The organism is Enterococcus spodopteracolus, from assembly GCF_030441955.1.
Lineage (GTDB): Bacteria > Bacillota > Bacilli > Lactobacillales > Enterococcaceae > Enterococcus_B > Enterococcus_B spodopteracolus.
On the sequence record NZ_JARJHD010000007.1, the window covers coordinates 53,099 to 78,129 of the forward strand.

Annotated in this window: 26 protein-coding genes and 1 other annotated feature; of the genes, 3 read left to right on the forward strand and 23 right to left on the reverse strand. The window is 39.3% G+C overall.

Going from position 1 to position 25,031, the window contains the following annotated elements; genetic code table 11:
* Nucleotides 1-370 precede the first annotated feature (370 nt).
* The 9 genes from P3R27_RS09660 to yfmF all read right to left on the reverse strand — a co-directional run bounded on the left by P3R27_RS09660 (nt 371) and on the right by yfmF (nt 10,353).
* Nucleotides 371-589: a hypothetical protein gene (locus P3R27_RS09660; RefSeq protein WP_034688605.1), complete on the reverse strand. Its 219-nt coding sequence runs from the start codon at nt 587-589 to the stop codon at nt 371-373.
* A gap of 204 nt (nt 590-793) precedes the next feature.
* A complete protein-coding gene (locus P3R27_RS09665; protein ID WP_284592416.1) occupies nt 794-1,315 on the reverse strand; it encodes a hypothetical protein in 522 nt (173 codons plus the stop codon).
* A gap of 90 nt (nt 1,316-1,405) precedes the next feature.
* Nucleotides 1,406-2,962, reverse strand: coding sequence for a ribonuclease Y (gene rny / locus P3R27_RS09670; RefSeq protein ID WP_010734077.1), 1,557 nt, complete (start codon nt 2,960-2,962; stop codon nt 1,406-1,408).
* Nucleotides 2,963-3,248: 286 nt separating this feature from the next.
* Nucleotides 3,249-4,289, reverse strand: coding sequence for a recombinase RecA (gene recA, locus P3R27_RS09675; protein ID WP_010734076.1), 1,041 nt, complete (start codon nt 4,287-4,289; stop codon nt 3,249-3,251).
* Nucleotides 4,290-4,394: 105 nt separating this feature from the next.
* Nucleotides 4,395-5,639: a competence/damage-inducible protein A gene (locus P3R27_RS09680; protein WP_034688611.1), complete on the reverse strand. Its 1,245-nt coding sequence runs from the start codon at nt 5,637-5,639 to the stop codon at nt 4,395-4,397.
* A gap of 228 nt (nt 5,640-5,867) precedes the next feature.
* Complete coding sequence (pgsA, locus tag P3R27_RS09685; RefSeq protein WP_019723896.1) at nt 5,868-6,446, reverse strand: CDP-diacylglycerol--glycerol-3-phosphate 3-phosphatidyltransferase; 579 nt, start codon at nt 6,444-6,446, stop codon at nt 5,868-5,870.
* 171 nt (nt 6,447-6,617) lie between these two features.
* Complete coding sequence (locus P3R27_RS09690) at nt 6,618-7,508, reverse strand: helix-turn-helix domain-containing protein (RefSeq protein WP_034688613.1); 891 nt, start codon at nt 7,506-7,508, stop codon at nt 6,618-6,620.
* Between the two features lie 294 nt (nt 7,509-7,802).
* A complete protein-coding gene (gene yfmH, locus P3R27_RS09695) occupies nt 7,803-9,092 on the reverse strand; it encodes an EF-P 5-aminopentanol modification-associated protein YfmH (RefSeq protein ID WP_034688616.1) in 1,290 nt (429 codons plus the stop codon).
* Nucleotides 9,085-10,353 carry an EF-P 5-aminopentanol modification-associated protein YfmF gene (yfmF, locus tag P3R27_RS09700; protein ID WP_034688617.1) on the reverse strand — a complete coding sequence of 423 codons (1,269 nt, stop codon included), beginning with the start codon at nt 10,351-10,353 and terminating at the stop codon, nt 9,085-9,087. Before yfmF ends, yfmH begins: the two co-directional genes overlap by 8 nt.
* A gap of 223 nt (nt 10,354-10,576) precedes the next feature.
* Here yfmF and mscL point away from each other — a divergent pair, with 223 nt between their 5' ends.
* Entirely contained in the window at nt 10,577-11,041 is a 465-nt protein-coding gene (gene mscL, locus P3R27_RS09705) for a large conductance mechanosensitive channel protein MscL (RefSeq protein ID WP_034688619.1), read from the forward strand.
* Nucleotides 11,042-11,074: 33 nt separating this feature from the next.
* Here the strand turns inward: mscL and P3R27_RS09710 are convergent, their stop codons facing one another.
* The 12 genes from P3R27_RS09710 to P3R27_RS09765 all read right to left on the reverse strand — a co-directional run bounded on the left by P3R27_RS09710 (nt 11,075) and on the right by P3R27_RS09765 (nt 21,584).
* Nucleotides 11,075-11,512 (reverse strand): GNAT family N-acetyltransferase, encoded by a 438-nt coding sequence (locus tag P3R27_RS09710; RefSeq protein ID WP_034688621.1) that lies wholly within the window; start codon nt 11,510-11,512, stop codon nt 11,075-11,077.
* Nucleotides 11,513-11,605: 93 nt separating this feature from the next.
* Nucleotides 11,606-11,851, reverse strand: a complete 246-nt coding sequence (locus P3R27_RS09715; protein ID WP_010734068.1) for a Veg family protein — start codon at nt 11,849-11,851, stop codon at nt 11,606-11,608.
* A 116-nt stretch (nt 11,852-11,967) separates the two neighbouring features.
* Entirely contained in the window at nt 11,968-12,543 is a 576-nt protein-coding gene (locus P3R27_RS09720; RefSeq protein ID WP_019724411.1) for a sigma-70 family RNA polymerase sigma factor, read from the reverse strand.
* Nucleotides 12,544-12,620: 77 nt separating this feature from the next.
* A complete protein-coding gene (locus tag P3R27_RS09725; protein ID WP_010734066.1) occupies nt 12,621-13,151 on the reverse strand; it encodes an NYN domain-containing protein in 531 nt (176 codons plus the stop codon).
* A gap of 3 nt (nt 13,152-13,154) precedes the next feature.
* Nucleotides 13,155-14,018 (reverse strand): 23S rRNA (guanosine(2251)-2'-O)-methyltransferase RlmB, encoded by an 864-nt coding sequence (gene rlmB, locus P3R27_RS09730; protein WP_023520524.1) that lies wholly within the window; start codon nt 14,016-14,018, stop codon nt 13,155-13,157.
* Nucleotides 14,002-14,406, reverse strand: a complete 405-nt coding sequence (locus P3R27_RS09735; protein WP_010734064.1) for a Mini-ribonuclease 3 — start codon at nt 14,404-14,406, stop codon at nt 14,002-14,004. The genes rlmB and P3R27_RS09735 overlap by 17 nt, the downstream gene beginning before the upstream one ends.
* Nucleotides 14,403-15,815 (reverse strand): cysteine--tRNA ligase, encoded by a 1,413-nt coding sequence (gene cysS / locus P3R27_RS09740; RefSeq protein WP_034688625.1) that lies wholly within the window; start codon nt 15,813-15,815, stop codon nt 14,403-14,405. Before cysS ends, P3R27_RS09735 begins: the two co-directional genes overlap by 4 nt.
* The gene (epsC, locus tag P3R27_RS09745; RefSeq protein ID WP_034688627.1) at nt 15,799-16,347 is read right to left on the reverse strand and encodes a serine O-acetyltransferase EpsC; all 549 of its coding nucleotides are present in this window, start codon (nt 16,345-16,347) and stop codon (nt 15,799-15,801) included. Before epsC ends, cysS begins: the two co-directional genes overlap by 17 nt.
* A gap of 82 nt (nt 16,348-16,429) precedes the next feature.
* Nucleotides 16,430-16,662 (reverse strand) — a binding site (T-box leader).
* Entirely contained in the window at nt 16,659-18,119 is a 1,461-nt protein-coding gene (gene gltX / locus P3R27_RS09750) for a glutamate--tRNA ligase (RefSeq protein WP_010734061.1), read from the reverse strand. Its footprint overlaps the feature before it by 4 nt.
* A gap of 326 nt (nt 18,120-18,445) precedes the next feature.
* The gene (locus P3R27_RS09755; protein WP_019723035.1) at nt 18,446-19,594 is read right to left on the reverse strand and encodes a PIN/TRAM domain-containing protein; all 1,149 of its coding nucleotides are present in this window, start codon (nt 19,592-19,594) and stop codon (nt 18,446-18,448) included.
* A 26-nt stretch (nt 19,595-19,620) separates the two neighbouring features.
* Nucleotides 19,621-20,991, reverse strand: coding sequence for a DNA repair protein RadA (radA, locus tag P3R27_RS09760; RefSeq protein ID WP_019723034.1), 1,371 nt, complete (start codon nt 20,989-20,991; stop codon nt 19,621-19,623).
* Between the two features lie 65 nt (nt 20,992-21,056).
* The gene (locus P3R27_RS09765; protein WP_034688630.1) at nt 21,057-21,584 is read right to left on the reverse strand and encodes a dCTP deaminase/dUTPase family protein; all 528 of its coding nucleotides are present in this window, start codon (nt 21,582-21,584) and stop codon (nt 21,057-21,059) included.
* Nucleotides 21,585-21,799: 215 nt separating this feature from the next.
* Between P3R27_RS09765 and proB the strand changes: the two genes are divergently transcribed.
* Both proB and P3R27_RS09775 read left to right on the forward strand, forming a co-directional pair.
* Entirely contained in the window at nt 21,800-22,603 is an 804-nt protein-coding gene (gene proB / locus P3R27_RS09770; RefSeq protein ID WP_034688632.1) for a glutamate 5-kinase, read from the forward strand.
* Complete coding sequence (locus P3R27_RS09775) at nt 22,603-23,850, forward strand: glutamate-5-semialdehyde dehydrogenase (protein ID WP_034688634.1); 1,248 nt, start codon at nt 22,603-22,605, stop codon at nt 23,848-23,850. The genes proB and P3R27_RS09775 overlap by 1 nt, the downstream gene beginning before the upstream one ends.
* Before the next feature lie 180 nt (nt 23,851-24,030).
* Here P3R27_RS09775 and P3R27_RS09780 read toward each other — a convergent pair whose 3' ends face one another.
* Both P3R27_RS09780 and P3R27_RS09785 read right to left on the reverse strand, forming a co-directional pair.
* Nucleotides 24,031-24,339 (reverse strand): hypothetical protein, encoded by a 309-nt coding sequence (locus P3R27_RS09780; RefSeq protein ID WP_034688677.1) that lies wholly within the window; start codon nt 24,337-24,339, stop codon nt 24,031-24,033.
* 84 nt (nt 24,340-24,423) lie between these two features.
* Nucleotides 24,424-24,864, reverse strand: coding sequence for a DUF2798 domain-containing protein (locus P3R27_RS09785; protein WP_019723030.1), 441 nt, complete (start codon nt 24,862-24,864; stop codon nt 24,424-24,426).
* Nucleotides 24,865-25,031: the final 167 nt, after the last annotated feature.

Sequence of the window (25,031 nt, forward strand, 5' to 3'; positions counted from 1 at the left end):
GAGTGCTCGTAAACATTAAACCACTCATTTAGAGTACTGTGTTCAACAATTTGTGTTTTTTTATTATTACTATTCGACATACGATAACCTATTGTTAATACGTCCTTTATCCGTTGATTTTCAAATTAAATAATAACAATAATACATAAAAATCCTTGTAAATTCACTTTTTTCTGTCACCTTAGAACTGAATAAGCGCCGAGAACATCCGTAACCTCTTCGAAAATAAGACTGCATATTTTTATGCTTACTGTCTTAGTGATCGAAGAGGTTGTTCTTCCTATTTTAGTTTTAGCTAATACTTACAGTAGTAAAATTATACTTTATCTTTGTGCTAACTTTTTCTGGCTAGTGTCCTTTACTGTTCGTTTTACGGACTAACTTGTTTTCCCTTCACGATAGACTGCTGGTAAGTGATTGTCGCGTTGGTCTCTTTATTAATCTTTTTTCCAGGGCTTATGGTCCTTGCAAAATCCCCTACTTCATCCCTTGTTTGAGTAGAACCTGTCGGCATCATTTCAGACAATTCTTGCGTTTTTTCTAAATCTTTGGTTTGTTCTAAAACAAAGAAATTACCTGTTTGGATCATTGCTTACACAGTGAATAGCTTGCCATCTCCCAATTCCTCTTCCTTTGTTTCTCTTTTGACACGCGGTTGGTTATAGGACCCATTTTGATTGGCAAAATCTCTTATAATCGTTGCAAGCAATTGAGCATCCGTCAATTTGAAGTTAGTAAATAATAAAGGGTCTGTTTGAAATGCTTTGTTGACAGTTTTTTTAGATAACCGAGGTCATTTTGTTTTTTTTGCTACCGCTGTAACAAATTGATCAAAATTAGGAGGTTCAAAATACTCTACGTATCGTTCAAGAAAATCATCTGTCATATTTTGTCCACTCAGCAAAAATCCAGTAGACGTTAGCCCATATCTAACAATATCATATGTTCTTGAAACAATATGTGTGGTTTCATGTGTGATCGTTCTCTCTGGAGGTACTGCCATTTGGATTCCTTGTAAAATTTCTGGTCTTTTATGGAAAGCATCCGCTACAATAACGATGCGACACTCAGCAAGTTCGATAATTCTTTGTGGCTCTGGGACAAAATTATCCAATGGTTTAAGCGGAACTAATTCATCTTCTAACCTTGAAATCCCATGTAGCGGCGAATACTCGATTGCATTCAGCATGCTATACCAACCCCACCATCGATTGGGGGATTCTGGAAGGGTATTATACGGCGGATACAATGAATTCTCACGCCTCTGCATAACTGCTCCTCCAGGAGCTGAACCTGCACTCTCTTTGTTTGACATGCCTATTCACGATCTGTGATTCCTAGAATCAAAAAAATGACCCAACAGACTAATCTAATCTGTTGGGTCATCCTATATTTGAACTATTTTTTATTTCGCATAATCGGTTGCACGAGTCTCTCGGATCACGATTACTTTGATGTGTCCTGGGTAATCCAGATCATCTTCGATGCGTTTACGGATATCGCGTACTAAGCGTACCGCATCTAAATCAGAGATTTCTTCTGGTTTGACCATGACGCGTACTTCACGTCCGGCTTGGACAGCAAAACTTGATTCAACACCGGCAAAGCTGTTTGAGATCGTTTCTAGGCTTCTCAAACGACGGATATAGTTTTCCAATGATTCGCTTCTTGCACCTGGGCGAGCTGCTGATAATGCGTCTGCAGCGGCAACTAGGACGGAAATAACAGAAGTCGCTTCGACATCGCCATGGTGAGAGGCGATCGCGTTGATCACAACTGGATTCTCTTTGTATTTCGCTGCTAGTTCGGCACCGATCTCAACATGTGAGCCTTCAATTTCATGGTCTAATGCTTTCCCAATATCATGCAGCAATCCCGCACGTTTCGCCAATTGGATATCTTCGCCTAACTCCGCTGCTAAGATTCCTGATAATTTCGCTACTTCGACCGAGTGTTTCAACACGTTTTGGCCATAACTTGTTCGGAAATGGAGACGACCCATGATCTTGATCAAATCTGGATGAAGCGTATGTGCGCCGACTTCAAAGGCTGCTTCTTCTCCATATTCACGGATCCGCTCGTCCATTTCTTTGCGTGATTTTTCAACCATTTCTTCAATACGTGCTGGATGGATCCGTCCATCTTGAATCAGTTTTTCTAATGTCATTCGTGCGATTTCTCGACGAATTGGATCAAATCCTGAAAGAACGACTGCTTCTGGTGTATCATCAATGATCAAATCGATCCCTGTAAGAGTCTCAAGGGTCCGAATATTTCGTCCTTCCCGTCCGATGATACGACCTTTCATTTCGTCATTTGGCAATGTCACGACAGACACTGTCGTTTCAGAAACTTGATCTGCTGCACAACGTTGGATAGCCAATGAGAGCAAGTTCTTCGCTTTGCGATCTGCTTCTTCTTTTGCACGTTGTTCTGATTCTTTTACCATCAAGGTCAGTTCATGATTCAACTCTTCTTCGGTTGATTTCATGATTACTTCTCTTGCATCTTCTTTCGATAAACCAGCAATTTTTTCTAATTCTTTTTGTTGATCTTCAATCAATCTTTCAACGTCTTTTTCTCGCTCTTCAATTAATTGCTGTTTTGAACTAAGTGCCTCTTCTTTACTTTCAAGTGAGTTTTCTCGTTTTTCTAACGAGTCATCTTTACGATCTAACGTTTGTTCGCGTTGGATCAATCGATTTTCTTGAGATTTTAGCTCTAATTTACTTTCTCTCAGCTCACTTTCAACTTCAGAACGATATTTCTGATTTTCTTCCTTAGCTTCCAACAATGCTTCTTTTTTTAGAGTTTCTGCTTCTTTTTTTGCACCTTCAAGAATACTTGCAGCTGATGTTTTTGCACCAGCAATTTCTTTCTCATGACGTGACTTCGCAACCATAAACCCTAAACCAAGACCGACAATTAAACCGATGATAGCGAGGAGAATGTTGAGTCCCATTAAATCCACCTCCATACTATCTTTTCCATTTTTATCATCTACCAATTTCTATGATAAATTATTCTAAACTATAAATATGCTGTTGCATATGTGCATAAAAACCTGCACAAGTTTATTCTAATGTTTGTTTCCAGTAGTGTCAACTTTAAATACGAAAAGAAACGGCTTCCTTGCTTTTCAAAAAAGGGGGGTTTTGAGCGAGTGACGGCTTATTTTTTGGTTCTTATTCTAGAGAAAATAAAAAACATCCGGTAGTTATTAAACTACCGGATACCCGCTTATTTCTTTATTCATCTAGTGGTAATTCTTCTTGTGCTTCTTCTGGTACATCAACTGGCTCACCGATGCCATAAGCTGCACGCACTAATGTAGATACTTCAGCCATCATCTCTGGATGATTTGACATATAGATTTTCGCGTTTTCACGACCTTGACCAATGCGATCTTCTTTGTAAGAATACCATGCACCACTCTTATCAACGATATCTTTTTCAACTGCCATATCCAATAGCTCGCCTTCTTGAGAGATACCTAAGCCATACATGACATCGACTTCAGCGATTTTGAATGGTGGCGCTACTTTATTTTTTACGACTTTGATCTTTGTACGGTTACCGACAATGTCCGTTCCTTGTTTCAATTGTTCAGCACGACGTACTTCCAAGCGGATCGTTGCATAGAACTTCAGCGCACGTCCTCCTGGTGTGATTTCTGGATTACCGAACATCACGCCAACTTTTTCACGAATTTGGTTGATGAAAATCGCGATCGTTTTTGTTTTGTTGATCGATCCTGACAGTTTACGTAAGGCTTGAGACATCAAACGAGCTTGTAACCCTACGTGTGAGTCACCCATCTCCCCGTCGATCTCTGCACGTGGTACTAAAGCTGCCACTGAGTCGATAACGACAATATCTACTGCACCACTTGATACTAAAGCATCAGCGATTTCTAATCCTTGTTCTCCTGTATCCGGTTGAGAAAGGAGTAATTCATCGATATTTACCCCTAATTTTTGGGCATATTGTGGATCTAAGGCATGTTCCGCATCAATAAAGGCGGCAGTCCCACCATTTTTTTGGACTTCTGCGATTGCATGAAGTGCAACTGTTGTTTTACCTGAACTTTCTGGTCCGTAGACTTCAATGATCCGTCCACGAGGATAGCCACCTATCCCTAAAGCAACATCTAGTGCAAGAGAACCACTTGGAATTGTCGAGATTTGTTGGTCGATTTTTTCGCCCAGTTTCATGATTGAACCTTTCCCATAGTTCTTTTCAATTTTTTTCAATGCAGCATCTAAGGCTGCTTTACGATCATCTGCCAATACGATAATCCTCCTTATTTTTACGACTCAAAGTAACATTTCATTACGTTTATAATATCTTTTTTATTTATAAAAAGCAAGCAAAAACCGAACAAATATTCGCATTTATTTTTTTCTTAATAGTTGCTTTCTTAGCAGATCAAATCCTTGCATAATCGCGCTATTTCTGATTGCCGAACGGTCTCTCGTGAAGTGACATTCTTTTGTTTCTACGCCTTCTTTTGATGCAACGGCAAGCCAAACTGTACCTGCAGGATGTCCTTCTAATGTGTCGGGTCCCGCTACGCCAGTAAACGCTACGGCATAATCTGTACCAACGAGTTGGCGTGCTCGAATCGCCATTTGTTCGGCACATTCTTTACTGACTGTGCCAAACTGCTCTAGCAGGTCTGGATCGATGCCTAAGAGCTTTGCTTTGGTCTCTGCTGAATAAGTCACAAAACCACCAGAAAAGACTTGAGAGACGCCAGGAATTGCTCCTAGTGCGGATTGAAAGCCTCCGGCTGTCAAACTTTCAGCTGCTGTGACTGTCTTCTCCTGTTCTTTCAGTAGATCCACGACGGCTTGTGGCAACGAATAAGCATCCCCATAGCCATAAAAATATTCACCGACACGGGCTTGGATTTTTTCTTCCAGTGCGTGTAACGCTTGATTCCCTGCATGGATGTCTGACGTTTTGACTGTCAATCTCAGTGTGACTTCATTTGGTTTGGCATAAGGAGCAATCGTGGGATTGATTTGTGTAGCAATCAAGTCTTTTAGATCGGTTACTAATTGTGATTCACCAATGCCATAGAAGCGTAACACTTTTGAAATCAGTTTTTCTTCTGAAGGGAATTGTTGTTCTAACAGTGGACGTACTTGTTCTACAAACATCGGCTTCAACTCACTCGGCGGTCCAGGAAGTAAAAGATAGGCATTGCTTTTCGTTTGATAAAACGTGCCTAACGCTAAGCCAGTTCGATTAGGTAATGGTGTGCCACCTTCAATGATTTGGGACTGTTGTAAATTGTTATCCGTCATTTTTCTTTTGGTCGTTTCGAAAAATGCCAACAGTTTCTTGTAACCTTCTGTATTTTGGATCAGTTTTCTATCAAGATGTTTTGCAACAACTTCTTTTGTTAAATCATCTTCTGTTGGTCCTAATCCACCACATAAAATGATTAGTTCACTTCTTGATTCAGCTAACTGGAGTAACTCCTCCAAACGAGCCGGATTATCCCCGACAACTGTGTGATAATAGACATCGATTCCTAGATCTGCTAACTGCTCTGATAAAAATGTCGCATTCGTATTCACGACTTGTCCAAGTAATAATTCTGTTCCTACTGCTATGATTTCAGATTTCATATTTGATCGCTTCCTTTAGTTGAGGTTGCTTTTGCAACATCTCTATTTATCTGTAAATCAGTCTTTGTTCGACTAATTGTCTCTACCAAATAGTATACGCTATTTGCTGATAGAATCATTTCTCCTTGCTCAATTTATTCCTGTGATTGCGTCTATGTCAAAAAAAAATAAAAATCAGACCGGGAATGACCGATCTGATTGCAAGCTTCACTAAGTGATTCTATGATTTTACATGGATCCTTTGAATACGCCACGATTCTTGATAAAGTAATCGACACCTGAATAGATGGTGAAAATCAGACAAGCGTATAACATGATTTGATCAAGGGGTACATTGATCAAGTTGAATGGGATATTATTGATAAATAATAAAATAATCGCAATCATTTGAGTAGCTGTTTTTACTTTTCCAGGCCAAGCAGCTGCCATGACTTCCCCATCCTCGACAAGCAATAATCGTAACCCTGTTACAGCCAATTCACGACAAACGATGATCGCAATCACCCATGCTGGCGCTTTTCCTTGACCTACCAACATGATAAAAGCTGTCATCACTAACATTTTGTCTGCTAATGGATCAGCAAATTTTCCGAAGTTCGTCACTAATCCTCTGGAGCGAGCAATTTTCCCATCTAGCCAATCCGTCACACTTGCTAAAGCAAAAATGATGGCACCTACTAGCTGTGTGATCGCTAATGACGTTGTTCCTACCGTTAATTGCCCCCAATCTAACGGAAGGCCGACGACTAAAATAAACACTGGAATCATACAGATTCTAAGTACAGTTAATTGATTTGGTAAATTCACAAGAACGACTCCTTTCTTTCCTATTTTACGTCAGTCCAGCAAAAGTTTCCACCAATAGTCTCTCAATTGCTAAACAAATCTTTCACTACATTATAACCTACTATCAAAACAAGAAAAGAGAGCCCAAGACGAGATTTCGGCTCTCTTTTACACGGTTGATTTTTAACCTAGTTATTCTGCATACTGCAAGGAAAGCGAAATATTCTTCAGGCTCGTATTATTTGGACCTGCGTTGATAGGCAGTTCTTCGCCATTTAATTTGACCGTTGCATTACTCGCTGCTCCAAGTGTGATCATTGCATTTGTCGTATTTTCTGGAAGTTCTGTTGTTTTTGTATCATTGGCAACCAAGGTTTCTTGATAGTGATAGTCAAACGTATTGTTCAATTGGACACCAATCCAGACACGTTCACTTGCTGTAAATTCTAATGTGATCGGTTTTTTCGCATCTTTCACCTCGATTGAAAGCGCACTTCCTGTGTCTTGCCCCGGTGTGATGGTCATTTTTTTCTCTTCTTCTGTTGATTTTGTTGTCGATTCCACGGTCGATTCAACCGTTGATTCACTTGTCTCTGGTTTTTCTTCCGTGATCGAACCATCGACAGATACCGTTGAAGCTGTTCCACCAATGATTGGCTCAGATTGACGGTCTTGCCATGACATATATGCCACTACTGTGATGATTGCTACAGCGACTAATCCTAATAAAATCACTGGCAGACTTGTCCAGAATTTTGTTAGATTCTTTTCTTCTTCGTGCATGGCTTTTCTTGAACCACTCACTGTTTCTGGTTCTGGTCGTTTTTTGATGGTCTCATCTGCGAAAGATTTTTTCCCATCAAAAACATCCACTAAATAATCACCATCTTCACCAACAGCTTCTGCATATTGACGAATAAATGCACGAACATAAAATTTACCTGGCAATTGATCAAATTCGTTTTGATCGATCGATTCCAAGTAACGTTTTTGGATCTTCGTCATTTGTTGTAATTCATCTAATGATATTTTTTTGTTTAAACGGGCTTGCCGTAATTTTTCCCCGATGGTTTCAAAAGCCACTCGTTCATCTTCTCCAGTCTGTGTATTCTAGTCAGAAGGTGCTTTCTCTACTGAGGTTCGACCATTTTTTCTGACTGCTTGTCATTGAATTTTGCTTTATTCCTGCTCAATGTATAGTGTTCCCTCTATATTGATCAATCTTGCACTCAATCTACTTAAGAATACCACAAAGCGAACTTACTTTGGATAACATTTCATCTGTTTTAAAGTGAAATTTAAAACTTTCTTTTATTCTTACAAAAAGCATGACGAAACAGCGAGTATGTCCAATAAATTCAGAGTTTTTTTACTGTTTCACTTCTTTGGCTGCATATAAAATTCACTAAACACGTCAGCATTGATAAAAGAGCGTCCTACTTGAAGAAGATCCGTCATCTGGATTGATTCAATGATTTCTGGCAGATCAAACAATGTTTGGTCACCAAATAGACTTTGTGTAAATTGATTGGCAATGTATTCGATGGAGTTCAATGATTGGAAATACTGCCCTAACATTTTCTTTTTCAATAAGTTCAAGTTTTCTTCTGTAATTCCTTCGTCATGTTCAAAGTTCAATAGAATCTCTTTTATTTTTTTTACTGCTAGTTTTGGTTGGTCCGAATCGCCACTGAAGTCAGCAAAATGAAATTCACGATCTAAACTAAACTCAAAGCCAAAACTATCATCAATAATTCCTTCGTTGTAAAGGGCTAAATAGTTTTGTGCAGTTGGGCCTAAAAGTAATTGTAGTAACAAACGAATCGCTGTTTTATATCTGAGCAACTCTCTCCCATTTTCAGGTAACACATCGATTCCTTTGATCCCTAACACAAATTTTTCTCGTGTGATCGCTGCTTCTAAGGTACTTATCGGCAGAACATCCGCTTGATTTTCGGGAAAGAATCGTTCGATTTTTTGAGCGGGTGGAAATTCTTTGGCAGCTTGATTGTGACGAATTTGCTCCATCAACTGTTCTGGTTCCAAATTACCAACTACAAATAACACCATATTGCTTGGTTGATAAAAGGTGCGATAGCAAGTATATAGATCCTCTGCTGTGATTTCAGCAATACTTTCCACCGTTCCTGCAATATCGATGTGTAATGGATGATTGGGGTATAGATTGTTTAAGATACCAAAGAATAACCGCCAATTCGGATCGTCTTCATACATCTGGATTTCTTGACCAATGATCCCTTTTTCTTTATTTACTGTTTCTTCAGTAAAATAAGGTGCTTGAACAAAGTCAAGAAGCGTCAAAATATTTTTTTCTACTTGATCTGTCGTTGAAAACAAATAGCTGGTTTTTGTAAAGCTCGTGAACGCATTTGCTGATGCTCCTTGTTGACCGAACAACTGGAAAACATCGCCTTCTTCTTTTTCAAATAACTTATGTTCCAAGAAATGTGCGATACCGTCAGGAACTTTCACTTTTTCCGTTGCACCATAGGGAATAAATTCATTGTCGATCGACCCATAGTTCGTACTGAATAAACCGTATGTTTTGTGATAATCGTTTTTTGGTAACAGATAGACCGTCAAACCATTCGGTAAGACTTCGTGATAGAGTGTTTCGTTGATTTGACTGTACTCTGCTTTATTCATTTTCCTCACCTCCAGCTAAAAAGAAAATTGCTTGTAATTCGATTTGGTTTGCTACTTCTTGAATATCTTCGATCGTTACACGTTCCATGCGAGCCAACCATTCCTCGTCCGATAGTTCAGTATCAGGAAGCCAGTGTGCTAAATAAGCGGATTCGATTGCAGCTTGTGGCGAATCCAAAGACAACAAATAGTGATTACGTAACATTGCCTTAGTTTGTTCAAGCTCCAATTCAGTGACTTCGCCGTTTTGTAAACTTGCTAGTTGTTGATGGATTAAGTGCAAGACTTGATTACGATTTTTGGTCTCAATGCCTGTTTGTACAGTCAATAACCCACGAAAAGTATCAATGTTACTAGACGCATAATAAGCTAAACTTTCTTTTTCACGTACATTCATGAAAAGTTTGGAGTGAGGGAAGCCTCCGAATAAGCCATTAAAGACCATCAATGAAAAACGTTCTGGCTGATCGTAATAAACATTGGTTTGATAGGCTAGGTTCAGTTTGGCTTGCACCACTGGTTCTTGGATTTGTCGTTCCTTGATCACGTTGTTTTGTGTTTGTTGATAAAAGATTTCTGGTTGTACCACTTTTCGCTCAGTGAAAGGAAGCTCTTTTAACGCTTCGATTGCCATTGTTTCTTCGATATCACCCACTACAAAAATATCCACTTGGTCTTCTTTGATCATACGTGCATAATATTCTGCTAAGGCACTTGATGTGATATTTTCTAGTTCCTCAACGGACCCCATACTTGGGATTTTTTGTGCATCTGACTGTTCAAAATATAATTCTTGTAATGCTAATGAAGCCATTGTTTGCTTATCTTCATTTAAGCTTTCCAAATATTGCTTTAAGTTATTTTTCTCTAAATCAAATGTTGCTTGATCAAATGTTTGATTTTTGATGTTAGGGAAGAATATTACCTCTTTTAAAAAGGAAACGGCATTCGCCAAAATCGTGCTGTCTTTGACATACGCACCATTGACGAAACTGATTCCCGCATTCATCCAATGTAGATTGCCTTTTTTCCGAACAGAAAAACCGAAACCAGCTCCATACAAATCAGCTAATTTTGCACTTAATTGCGTCTGATCCGGATAGTTCAAGCTATTTGTTTCTAATAAACTACTCAGTAGTGAACGTTTGGTAACGATATCTTTTTCTAAGGCTGTGGTGAACCGTACAAAAATACGGATCGTTTTAAATTGTTTGGTTGGTAGCACATGAAGGTTGACACCTTCTGTCAATTGATAGGCCATAAATCACTACTCCTTTTTGTCATGATCCTTGGATCTCTTAGCGATGATCGTTGTTGTTTCAACGACATAAAAATTCTCTTTTTTTTGTCCAATTTTTTTAAAAGTCACTTTCTAGTATAGCATACAAGTGAGTGAACGAACGTGTGGGGATATTATTAAGCGTGTTGTTTTTACATTTTTTTATTCTTCGATATACTAGGATTAACAAGAAAGGAGAAAAACAATGATCAAAGAATTTAAAGAATTTATCATGCGAGGCGATGTGCTAGATCTAGCTGTCGGCGTAGTGATCGGTAGTGCTTTTACGGGCATTGTGAATCAAATCGTTCAAGGCGTGATTACTCCCTTAATTGGTTGGGTTGTTGCAATGATCACAGGCACCACTGATTTAGATGGCGCATTGTCTGTTCTTGATTGGTCACCTGCGAAAGGGGTCACCTTTTCTTTTGGGAATGTTATTAGTGCAATTATTACATTTGTCATTACTGGTTTTGTTCTATTCCTAGTGGTCAAAGCAGCCAATCATGCGAAAAACTTACGACCAAAAGAAGAAGAAGTGGTGGAAGACAAACCCACTGCGGAAGATTATCTTAGTGATATCCGTGATCTATTGGCACAACAAACAGCTGAAAATAATGCGCGCCCAACTGCCCAAGCCACTTCTGAGAGCACGGATCCTAAAGCGTGAGATAAAAAAACAGAAGGAAATCCTTCTGTTTTTTTATGCTTGTTTTCTCATGTCTAAGTGGGGAATCCCATCTTCTAAATATACTTCTGAGATTGCCTGAAAACCAAAGGATTCATAAAATGATTGTAGATATTCTTGTGCCCCGATCACGATCGGACGTCCAGGTGCATTGGCTTCGATCACCGCTAATGTTTGTGCCACGATTTTTTGTCCTAAACCTGACTTGCGATGCGCCTGATTGACTAAGACTCGTCCAAAATGAATTGTGTCTTCTTCTGCATAAATACGTGTATATGCCAAAATCGTACCATCTTCATCTTTAAAATAAGTATGCCATGCGATTTCATCGATCTCATCGACTTCTTGGTAAGGACAATTTTGTTCAACAACAAATACAGCGATTCGCTCTTTCACGATTGCATAAAATTCTGCTGTTGTTAGTTCTGCAAATTTTTTAACATAATGCTTCATCATCAGGACCTCCGTTCTTTCTTGTTAATAGCATAACGAGTTAAATACAAAAAAGCAAACGAACCTCATATATAATCTAGGTCCGCTTGCTTTTTAAACTGCTTCAGTTAAAAATTCGATCTCAACTGTTCGAGTAAGTACATCTGAATAACTGTAAGATACTCGTTCAAATGAATTTTCTTCAGGATCTAAGTCTACGACAAATACTGAAGGATAGGTTTCTGTTAAAACGCCTCGGCGTTCCGTTTGACGCTTTCTTCCGGTCTGTGCAACCAACATGATTTGGCTGCCGATACGACCTTCTAAATCTTTTTTGATTGTAGCTAAAGTTAGTGGCATACAATTCACCTCAATTACTATCATACCATATATAGTAAAATTTTTCAAGTTTACCACATCAAAAAAAGAAATGCAATAGAAATAAGTAAGAAAAACATTAGTAATGCTATAAAAAATCACTCATTATAATCTTTCAGATGTTTTTTTATCTTATATTTTACTCGACCGTAAGCGCTTTTTATTTGCTTCAGATCCATTGACAATTCTCTCTCCATCTCGCTAAAATCATTGCCTTGCATGTAATGTTGAAAGATTTTTGCCTCTTTTGATGAGAATTTGATATCGCAGTCCTCGAAAGCTTCTTTTAATAGTAATTGTTGCATCGCAACAGGTTCTTGGATGGTGATCTCGGCTAAAAAATCTGGTCCTTCTGTCGCTATTTTTTGCTCAATAGAAATTTCATTTTTTTGGTCTCGACGTTTTAGCGCGTTTTGCTTACGCAATAAAGAGTAGATTTGGTTACTGATAATACTTTTGTAATAACTTCCAAAACTGACACCTTTATTATTTTCGTACGTTTTAAGTGCTTGATATAGAGCAATCCTTGCTTCTTGTTCCCAATCTTCACTTACATAATTCCTTAGATAATAAATATTTTTCAACCGTAATAATAACGGGAAATATTTTTGATACAGCATAGAAAATGCTTCTTCATCTCCATTACGGGCGGCGCACAATAACTCCTCGGACATAAAATAATTCCTCCATAACTTTCGATTATGGAGGAATCTTACCATCAATTCATTGAATAACTAATCGTATTTGGCTGTTATTTTTCTTTTCTCATTAAATCGTCCAATTTTTGGGACAATTTTTCTAATTGTTCTTCATTCCACGGAGAATTTCGTCGAAAATCAATAAAACGCATATTTATATTATCTTGGGTAATATTTTTTTCTGTTTTTTTGATTGTTTTATATAATTCGTACGCGGAAGTTCGTAAGGCACCTTGTGAAAAAATCACCCATTGTTCTGCTAAGTCACTCGTTGCGACAGTCACTTGCGTCAAACGAGTATTCAACTCTCCAGCGATGCGCTCGATATACGTATCTGCCGTTTCATCCTCTTTTGTGAAAACAACTTCTAATTGGTATTTTCGATAATTTTGTTGGATTCCCGGCACTAATTGTGCATCAAAGACAACGATTACTTCTAGGCCTTCATATTTTGCATAATTCGATAATCGATGCAACAAGGCTTCTCTGGCATCCGCCATTTTATCTTGCTTTTTCAGTGCCACTAATTCCGGCCAAGAACCGATCATATTATAGCCATCGACGATCAACAGCTGCTTCTTCATGCCTTATCCCCCCTGACGCTGAGAAAAAGCCTGATACATCAGTAGTCCAGCCGCAACACTCGCGTTCAAGCTTTGAACATGACCGACCATAGGGATCGTTAACAATTCATCCATTTCTTTCTTCAAGCCTGCACTCATGCCACGACCTTCGTTACCGATCACTAACGCTATCGATCCTTTTGCATTCCATGATTGGAAATTCGTTCCTTCCATATCCGTTCCGAATACCCAAAATTGTTGCTCTTTTAGCTGCTGGACAGTTTGAACTAAGTTTGTCACACGAGCCACTGGCACGTATTCAACGGCGCCTGTCGATGTTTTCGTCACGATTGGCGTGATTCCAACTGCGCGATGTTTAGGAATGATGACACCATCCACCCCACTGGCATCTGCCGTTCGTAAAATCGAACCAAAATTGTGAGGATCTTCGATACTGTCCAAGATCAAGAAAAAGGGTGTTTCCGTTTTGCTCTTCGCCTGTTCCAATAGTTGATCCAACGTCAGATATTCATAAGGCGTGATGGCCAATACCACCCCTTGATGAACACCACGATCACTCAGTAGGTCTAATTTCTGCTTAGGGACCCACTTGACCGGCACCGATTGTTCTCGAGCAATATTTTTCAACTCTTCAACCTTGTCGCCCCGTGAATCTTCTTGAAGGAACAATTTATTTCCACGACCTTGTTGCAAAGCTTCAACTGTCGCATGATGACCAAATACAAAATTGTCTTCACTCGTTGTGTCCTCTTGACCAACATAAACTGTTTCCTTCTTGGCACTACGTTTCTCATTGCCTTTTGTAAAACGTTGAGAATCTTTTTTGTTTCGTTTTTGATAATTACGTTCTTTATTTTCTTTCCTCATGGGTTTCACCTACTTTCTCAATACACCAATTGATCAATTCTTCCATACGCTCGGTTTGTTTTGTTAGATGTAAGTAGCCCATCAAGGCTTCAAACCCTGTTGCAACACGATAAGTTGTAATATCTGCATTTTTTGCACTCGTATGGCTTTTGGCATTTCTACCCCTGCGATAGTAAAGTTCTTCATTTTCTGTTAACAGGTTTTCTTGCAACATTTGTTGGATCAAAAAAGCTTGTGCCTTTGCCGAAACATAGTGTGTCGCTGCTCGGTGCAGTTTATTCGGCTTTGTTTCACCTTTTTCAATCAAGTAATCTCGAATATAGATTTCGTAGATAGCATCTCCAACATAAGCAAGTGCTAAACCATTTAATTGTGTATGATCTCTCATGCTTCTCTTCTCCAACGAGTACCTTGTGGGGTGTCATCTAACAAGATACCTTTTTCTTTTAATTGGTCCCGAATTTCATCACTACGGGCGAAATCTCGGTTTTTTCTGGCTTGTGTTCGTTCTTCAATCAGTTGCTCGATTTCTTCATCCAACATTTCTGCTGTCGTAAATAAGATACCAAAGATCGACAACCATTGGGTAAATAGTGCCTCACTTTTGGATAGGATCGTTTTGGAGACAGTCGGTTGTTCCAAATACGTATTGACCCATTTTGCTAATTCATAGACAACTGTGATGCCGTTAGCCGCATTGAAATCATCGTCCATTTCTTTGATGAATCGTGTTTCTAATTGTTCCAGTTCTGATACCAGACTCTCATCTTCCGACTGGGCTTCTACCGCATTTTCAAAACGGAAGTTTAGATTATCAAACGTATTTTTCAATCGTTGTAAGTTTGTCGCTGCTTCTTTCATCGTTGCTTCACTATAGCGGATCGGTCGACGATATTGTGTGGTTGCCATAAAGAAGCGTAACACTTGTGGGTCTACCTCTTGTATCATTTCGTGGACAGTGATAAAGTTCCCTAAAGACTTACTCATTTTTTGATCGTCTTCACCAATCGTCACATAGCCATTGTGCATCCAATAGTTCGCAAATTTTTTACCTGTTTTCGCTTCACTTTGGGCAATTTCGTTCTCATGATGAGGGAACTCCAAATCTTGGCCCCCACCGTGGATATCAATAGTCTCACCCAAATGTTTCGTTGCCATCACAGAACATTCGATATGCCACCCTGGACGTCCTTCGCCCCATGGCGATTCCCATGAAATCTCGCCTGGTTTTGCTTTTTTCCACAAGGCAAAGTCTAAAGGATCTTCTTTTTGTTGCTGTTCGGCGCCAGTACGTTGACTTGCACCAATCTCTAACTCGTCTATCGATTGATCACTCAATTGACCGTAATCAGTAAATTTACGCGTACGATAATAAACATCGCCATTCGATTCATAGGCAAAACCTTTCGAGATCAATGTTTGGATGAACACACGAATATCTTCCATGTGATCCATTACTCTTGGATGGCTCGTTGCTGGCTGCACATTCAAGGCTTTCGTATCTTCTTCAAAAGCTTTGATAAAACGATCAGCAACTTCAGGCGCCGTGATCCCAAGCTCATTGGCAGCCTTGATGATTTTATCATCCACATCTGTAAAATTCGATACGTAGTTCACTTGGTATCCACGGTATTCCAAATAGCGTCGAATCGTGTCAAACGCAATCGTACTTCGTGCATTTCCAATGTGGATATAATTATAAACAGTTGGTCCGCAAACATACATTGTAACTTGTCCTTCTTTTAAAGGAATAAAAGTCTCTTTTTCTCTTGATAGCGTATTATAGATCTTTATCATTCTCATCCCCTACTTTCTCTCCATTGATTCGGACAACTTTTGCTGGTATCCCTACTGCAGTTGCCCCATCAGGTATATCTTTTAAGACGACTGCACCTGCACCGATTTTCGCATCTTTTCCTATGGTGATCGGCCCTAAGATTTGGGCGTTGGCGGACAACATTGCGCCTTTTTTGACAGTTGGATGTCTTTTCCCCGTTTCTTTTCCAGTCCCCCCTAAAGTGACACCATGAAACAAGACGACATCATCTTCGATTTCTGCTGTTTCTCCAATAACGATCCCCATACCGTGATCGATAAATACACCCATTCCGATCGTCGCTCCTGGATGTATCTCTATTCCCGTAATGAATCGCCAAAATTGGGCATTCATTTTGGCAATCAAATAGAGACGATGGCGATATAAATAATGGGAGAAACGATGCCAAAATAATGCATGTAGCCCAGGATAGGTCAAAATGACCTCTGCTGTGGTACGCGCTGCTGGATCATTTTTCTTTACGGCAACGACAGCTCGTTTAAACCATTCCATCTACTTCCTCTCCTTTCCTTTTTTGACTGTATGTAAGAACAATGAAAGACAACGAAAAAACGTCTTTTAATAAGTTTCCTTATTAAAAGACGCTATGAGGCGTGGTTCCACTTTTTTTCATAATCAAATGATTATCTCTAACAGGTAACGTCTGCTATTCGTTCTTCGCTACTTTCAAGGATTGATATTGATCAATCCCCCTTCGCCAAGACCACTCCCAGAGGCATTTCAAAAAAGAACAATTGACAACTTACACCACCCGTTGACTCTCTTGAAATCATTCTTTTTTTACTTCTTTCTGTTCATCGTGTTTAGTTCAATACTTGATTTAAATGTGCTAAAGATTTTTCTTTCCCTAACAATTCGATTGTTTCTGGTAATTCAGGTCCATGCATTTGTCCTGAAACAGCGACACGGATCGGCATAAACAGGTTCTTTCCTTTTACCCCTGTTTCTTTTTGTACTGCTTTGATTGCTGCTTTGACTGTTGGTGCATCTACAACCTCCATTTGAGTAAGTTGTTCTTTGAAAGCTTTCAACACAGTCGGAACCGTTTCACCCGCTAATACTTCTTTGGCTGCTTCATCTAATACAGGGTGTTCGTTAAAGAATAATGTTGATACCTCAACGATTTCCGCTGCATAACTCATTTGTGGTTGGTACAGACGCACAATTTTTTTCACCCATTCGATTGTTTGTGCATCTGGATTTTCTTGCACACGACCATCAGCGATCAAATAGGGTAAACACATTTCTGTCAATGCATCTAGATCCATTTCTTTGATGTAATGGTTGTTCACCCATTGTAATTTTTTCGCGTCAAATGCTGCTGGTGATTTGCTCAAGCGCTGTGGATCAAACATTTTGATCAATTCTTCTTGACTGAACAATTCATCTTCACCGACAGGCGACCAGCCTAGTAAAGCAATAAAATTGAACATCGCTTCTGGTAGGTAGCCTAATTCACGGTATTGTTCGATAAATTGTAAAATCGATTCATCACGTTTACTTAATTTTTTGCCCGTTTCAGAATTGATGATCAAGGTCATATGCCCAAATGTTGGCGCAGTCCAACCAAATGCTTCATAGATCATTAATTGTTTTGGTGTATTCGCAATATGATCATCCCCACGTAATACGTGAGTGATCTTCATTAAATGATCGTCAACAGCTACTGCAAAGTTATAGGTTGGCATACCATCGCGTTTTTGGATGACATAATCCCCACCGATATTATCTGATTCAAAGGTGATATCTCCTTTGACCATGTCGGTAAACGCATATTCTGTATTGCGCGGCACACGGAAACGAATCACTGGTACAATGCCTTCTGCTTCTTTTTTCGCTTGTTCTTCAGGTGACAAGTTCGCACAAGTCCCAGCGTAATGAGGCATTTCGCCACGCGCACGTTGCGCTTCACGTTCTGCTTCTAATTCTTCTTCTGAACAATAGCATTTGTAAGCACGATTACTTGCTAATAACTGATCGATCCATGGTTGGTAGATTTCTTTTCTTTCAGATTGACGGTAAGGACCGTATTCACCTGGATTTTCAGGTGATTCATCCCATTCCATCCCTAACCATGCAAGATTCTCTAATTGGCTTTTTTCGCCATCTTCAATATTTCGTTTTTGGTCAGTGTCCTCAATGCGGATAATGAAATCTCCATCATTGTGACGGGCAAATAAATAATTGAATAATGCAGTTCGTGCATTCCCAATATGCAAATGCCCTGTTGGACTTGGTGCATAACGTACGCGTACTTTCGTCATTTTCTTCCTCTTCTTTCAAACTAGACTTTGAGACGCCAAAAACAACTGACAATACAATATCTTATCAGATTGTTTTGGGTTGGATCTCCTTTAGCGATAAATGTTGAAATTTAAAGCTACTCAGCACAAATTTTACCTTTTATACGTTAAATAGTAAAGAGATTATGAAAAAGTCATTCAAATCTACGTAAGAAGGCGGGAATCGAAAAAATAGCTTGACCTACTTTTCAATCCTCGCCTACTCCACCTACAACTGAGGAAGCAAAAACCATCTCTCTAAAAAATCTTACGATGTCTAACTGCCTCATATTTACCATATTGCGTTTTTATTTCGCTTTTTTCTCATTTTCACGCTTATTGTCGATTCCTCTACCCGCATGAGCAGGTTTTGCAAAGATCATTCGTCCGGCAGCTGTTTGTAGTGCACTCGTTACCACGACTTCGATCCGTTCATTCATGTAATGTTGCCCATCTTCCACGACCACCATTGTGCCATCATCTAGATAGGCAACTCCTTGTTGACGTTCGGTACCAGCTTTAACTACTAATACATTCATGTTCTCACCGGGGATAACAACTGGCTTCACTGCGTTAGCAAGTGCATTGATATTGAGAACAGGTACATTTTGAAACTCAGATACTTTATTTAGATTGTAGTCATTTGTCACAATGACGCCATCCAGTAGTTTTGCCAATTTGATCAGCTTACTATCTACTTCGCTGATGTCTTCAAAGTCACCGTCATACATCTCAACTGAAATACCTTCTTCTTTTTGTAACGCGTTCAAAATATCTAGTCCGCGACGCCCACGTACCCGCTTCAAGCTATCACCAGAATCAGCGATATATTGTAATTCATATAGGACAAAATTGGGAATCATCAACGTTCCTTCTAGAAATCCTGTTTTTGTAATATCGTAAATACGTCCATCAATAATGACGCTTGTGTCTAAAATTTTATATTTATGAAAATGATCATCTAATTTGCGTTCTAATAACTGACTTTCCACCTGACTAGGTGTTTCTTGCTCCACCTTTTTGCTTCTAGGTCCAAATATTTTCTTCCATTCTTCGATGCGGGTCGTTCCCATTCGCAAGCCCAAATAGCCAAGGATCACCATCAATAAGATGGGTAAAACACTGTTCACAAAAGGTATTTCAATATTGTAAAGTGGCGTTGAGATTACAACCCCCAACGTTAGGCCAATAATTGCACCGATTGCGCCAAATAAGAGATACGTCAAGCTGACCTCACTTAATTTTTCTTCGATTTGCTTGATGACTGCTGTTATATGTTTTGCCAATAGCAAAGATAATAGAAAGAAAATAAGTGCACCTAACAAGCTATTGGTAAAGGTGTTATTCAGCCATCCATTCGTCTGTTGACCGATCGCCTGCCAAGCTGTAGGTAAAAAAGAAATCCCTAAGCTGGCACCAACGATGATCATCAGTAAGGTGATGACACGTTTTTGCATCCTGTTTCCTCCATTTCATTTTGATTTTAGCGAAATACTCGTCTAAGAGTTTCATCAAGTGTAGCAACACCTACGACTTCGATACCCTCTGGAATATTCCAACCACCTAAATTATTTTTAGGTAAATATACTTTTGTAAAACCTAATTTTTGTACTTCTTTGACTCGTTGTTCAATTTGGTTGACTCTTCTGATTTCACCAGTCAGACCGATTTCTCCAATAAAACACTCCGTTGGTTGCGTTCCTTTTTCTTTGTAACTAGACGCAATACTGACTGCAATCGCTAAATCGATCGCAGGTTCATTTAATTTTACCCCACCAGCTGCTTTTAAGTAAGCATCTTGATTTTGCAACAATAATCCTGCCCGTTTTTCTAAGACTGCCATGATCAATGACACCCGATTAAAGTCTAGACCAGTCGTTGTTCGTTTGGCATTTCCGAACATCGTGGGCGTGACTAAGGCTTGGATCTCAACCAAGATTGGGCGTGTACCCTCCATGGCGACAACGATCGCTGAACCTGTCGCCCCATCCAATCGTTCTTCTAAGAAAATCTGTGAAGGATTGGCTACTTCTTCAAGGCCATGGGCGTGCATCTCAAAAATACCGATCTCATTGGTGGAACCAAAACGATTTTTGACGGCACGCAAAATGCGAAAACTATGATGTTGCTCACCTTCAAAATACAAGACCGTATCAACCATGTGCTCTAACATGCGCGGACCTGCAATCGAGCCTTCTTTCGTGACATGACCTACTATAAAGATAGCAATACCGTTTGTTTTTGCGATTTTCAATAGCTCAGCTGTGGTTTCTCGCACTTGACTAACACTCCCAGCAACACTCGTAATATCAGGTTGAGTCATTGTTTGGATCGAATCGATGATGACATAATCAGGTGAAATTTGTTCGATGGCTCGACTGATTTCATTCATATCTGTCTCTGCATACAAGTAAAACTCTGTGTCGATCGAACCTAGTCGTTCTGCACGCAACTTGATTTGGTCCGCACTCTCTTCTCCCGATACGTAAAGGACTTTTCCACCAATAGCAGCCAGTTGCTGTGATACTTGCAAGAGTAAGGTGGATTTTCCGATACCAGGATCGCCACCGATCAAAACCATCGAGCCAGGAACCACACCACCACCTAAAACACGGTTCAATTCTTCTAACTTCGTCTTTACTCGTGGTTCTTTCTTAGGAACCACCTCAGCGATTTTTGTTGGCTTGGCTTTTTCTCCAGTCAAACTCGTTCGTACTCTGCGGTCCGTTGTATCTTGTTCGATTTCTTCAACCATGGTATTCCATTTGCCACAATTTGGGCAACGTCCTAAAAATTTAGGCGACACATAGCCACAATTCTGACAAACAAATTGAACTTTTGCTTTTTTGGCCATTTCGGTGTACCACCTGTCTTTCATTTTACTTTTCTTGAATTAAAGATAACTTAAATCTACTTTACTTATTGGTCGGATGAACCAAATCCACCTTGACGAGCATTAGCGGTTTGATCTTGGTCCGCTTTTAAGAACGGTAGGAAGATTCCTTGCCCAATTCTTTCCCCTTTTTTGATCACTACATCTTTGAAACCAAAATTCGTGAATTGGAACATGATATGCCCTTCATTTGCTTCGTTATTATAATAGTCACTGTCGATCACGCCGACACCATTAGTCAAAATCAAAAAACGTTTTAATGGATTGCTCGAACGATTAGCTAATTGTAAGAACTCATCCTCACCCATATACGCTTTGATTCCTGTAGGCACTAAAACGGGTTTGATTTTCTTTTCCTCTGCTGACATTTCAGAGATCAGCGCATCTGATACAGCTGTTAGTCCTTGCTTGAACCCGGCTTTCCAAACACTTGGAATCACCACATCTTCTGCTGCTTCAAAATCATAACCGGCAGCGTGATGAGTCGCTCTTTGCGGCAATTGGATCTGTTGATCCTGATAACGTGTAATTACTTCAAAACCTCTTTTATTCACCGAATCCCTCCCAGAGTAAACTAGTTCTATTTTAACATACCAAGCGACTGAATACCCAAAGTTAACGAATTCTTCATGAAATTCCTTTCTCTACTTAAGAAACAAATTTATTGATTTTTTGAAAAAAAAGTTTATTAAAACATGACTTTATGATTGAAAACAAGTAGAATAGAGCAAAATCATTTCTGTGTAAAAAAGATTAGTTGAGGTGCTCCATGCGAAAAGAAATAATAGAAGCAAAACGAATTATTATAAAAGTAGGAACAAGCACGTTGATCTACCCAAATGGCAACATCAATTTGGGCGCGATCGATCAACTCGCTTTTGTTCTCTCTGACCTTCGTAATCAGGGGAAAGAAATCGTCTTAGTCTCTTCCGGTGCAGTAGGTGTTGGGATGCACAAGATGAATCTAACAAAACGTCCTACTACGATCCCCGCACAACAGGCGATTGCAGCAATTGGACAAGCTGAATTGATGAATATCTATAATCAACGGTTCAGTGTGTATGGTCAACAAACGGCCCAAATCTTAGTGACGCGAGATGTTATCGATTACCCTGAAAGCCGAAAAAATGTTGTCAATACATTAGAACAGCTACTAGCAATGGGAACCATTCCGATCGTCAATGAAAATGACACCGTCGCAGTTGATGAATTAGATCATCCCACCAAATTTGGCGACAACGATCAGTTATCTGCGATCGTTACCAAACTGATTGTCGCTGATCTACTCATCATTCTTTCAGATATCGACGGTTTTTATTCGGATAATCCAACCATCAATCCTGATGCTGAAATGTATCAAACAGTTACCGCGATCGATGATGAACTGATGGCTCAAGCAGGTGGTGCTGGTAGTGCCTACGGAACTGGTGGAATGGCAAGCAAACTAAAAGCAGCTTTAAGGATCTTTGAAGCAAATCGTCCGATGATCTTAGCAAACGGAAAAAATCCAGCCATCATTTTTGATATTTTAGCTGGAAAAGAAATCGGAACATTATTTAAGGAGGTTTTATAATGACTGATCTTAACCTACTTGGGAAACAAGCAAAAAAAGGCGCACGAGAACTTGCTTTGATGCCGACTAAACAAAAAAATGACTTATTGTTGCAAATGGCACAAACAATCAAGAGAAATCAACTAGCCATTCTTGAAGCCAATCAAAAAGACTTAGATCAAGCGACAGAAAATAATATTAGCGAAACAATGCAAGATCGTTTACGGCTAACACCAGAACGTATCCATACAATGGCGGAAGAAATCATTAAAGTGGCGCAACTAGACGATCCAATCGGAAAAGTCGATCACATGTGGCAAAACGAAGATGGTTTGTTGATTGGCAAGAAACGTGTCCCTCTAGGTGTCATCGGCATGATCTACGAATCACGCCCGAATGTGACAACTGACGCGGCCAGTCTCTCATTTAAATCAGGAAATGCAGTGATTTTACGAGGTGGAAAAGAAGCCTTCTACTCCAATCAACTGTTGGTTGAATTGCTTCAAGAAACATTGGAACATGCTGAAGTTTCGCCTTACGCGATCCAATTCGTGGATGATACCTCTCATGAGACCGCTGCAGAATTGATGCGATTAACGGATTATTTAGACGTATTGATTCCTCGAGGTGGTGCTTCGTTGATCAAACGTGTGAAAGAGCAAGCCACTGTACCAATCATTGAAACGGGTACCGGCAACAACCATATCTATATCGATAAAGAAGCACAATTAGCCATGGCAGTGGATATCATTGTGAACGCCAAAACATCTCGCCCTTCTGTCTGTAACGCTGCCGAGACTTTGCTGATCCATTCAGAGATCGCGCCTTTCTTCTTGCCATCTATTGAGCAAGCACTGGTTGAACATGGTGTCTCTCTACATGCAGATGCTCGCGCGTTAGATTATTTAGAGACCGCAACCTTAGCAGATGAAACCGATTGGGATACAGAATATTTGGATTATATTTTATCGGTTAAGATCGTTGATTCTTTGGACGAAGCAATCGAACATATCAACCGTCACAATACACAACATTCCGAAGCTATCGTGACGGACAGTTATACAGCAAGCCAACGCTTTTTAAATGAAGTTGATGCAGCTGCTGTTTACGTCAATGCTTCCACTCGCTTCACTGATGGTGCAGTATTTGGCTTCGGTGCAGAAATCGGTATTTCTACACAAAAACTCCACGCTAGAGGTCCAATGGGGCTAAATGAGTTAACAACGACGAAATACATCATCTATGGAGATGGACAAATTCGTAAATAATGTTTCACGGGAAACATTTTATGTGCGAGTTGTCTTTCATAATAAAGTTACGTAAAAATCAGATTATTCTTTATTAAAAGAAAAAAATAAGACGACATCCACAAAATTTTAAAATAAATTTCGTGGATGTCGTCTTGTTTCTAAAGAGTGAATACTATTAGTACATTCTCCCTTGATAGACTATTCTTCCGTTAATTGATCAAATAAAGAAAAGCCATCAAACGTTTCTCCATCGTAATAGCGCAATAATTGTTCACTCGTCAGATTTGTGGTAGTTTCTTTTTCCTCTTCCGATTCAAGAAGAAGTTGTTCACGATAGATTCGGTAGGTCTCTGCTAACTGTTGTTGTATTTTTGCCCTTGAATTAGCCTCCGCATTGATCGTCGGTAGCTCCTTGATCAACCCCCGATAAATCAACTGTTCATCTACCCATTCAACAGGTAGTTCGACCATCGTCAAACCTACCTCTTTAAAATATTCTTCGATCATCATCTAAGCCTCACATTTATGTCTTGCTTGCATTTTAGCTTATCTAACTGAAAGTTGCTAGCGACAACATAGAGACTTCTTTATTTATTTTTGGATCGTCGCCAAAACTGCACGTGAAACTGGACCGACAAATAATAACTGTAACGGCAACGCCATGATCACATTCATTTTCCAAGCTGTAAGATAGGCAGAAAGAAATTGTTCTGGGATCCCTTGTTCAATAACAATACCGAATAATGACATACATGTCACCATACCTAAAACCATGAGACATGAAATCGTGAGGATCATTTGCATTTTATTTTGTTTATTTATAGGTAATTTGAAAGCAATCTTTTTCGCTACTACTCCTACGATAAAAACATCTAAGATAAATGCCACGATAAATCCTGGTATAAGGCCTACGAATAAGTTTGATACATGTAATGCATTATGTAACCATAGATTATAGATACTCATCCCTAAAACCATCAGGAAACACATCATCGTTGTAAAAATAATTCCTTCTTTTTTGTTTGTTGGCACTTCAATCACTCCTTTTCATGAAAAACAGCATAGCATAAATGAAATTTTTTCGTAAGTTTTTATTTTATTTTTTCATTGAGCTACATTTCTTGACTTAATTTAGAAAATATATTGGAAAATAATTAGATTTACGATAGAATAATATTAGTAACACCGAAATAAAAATA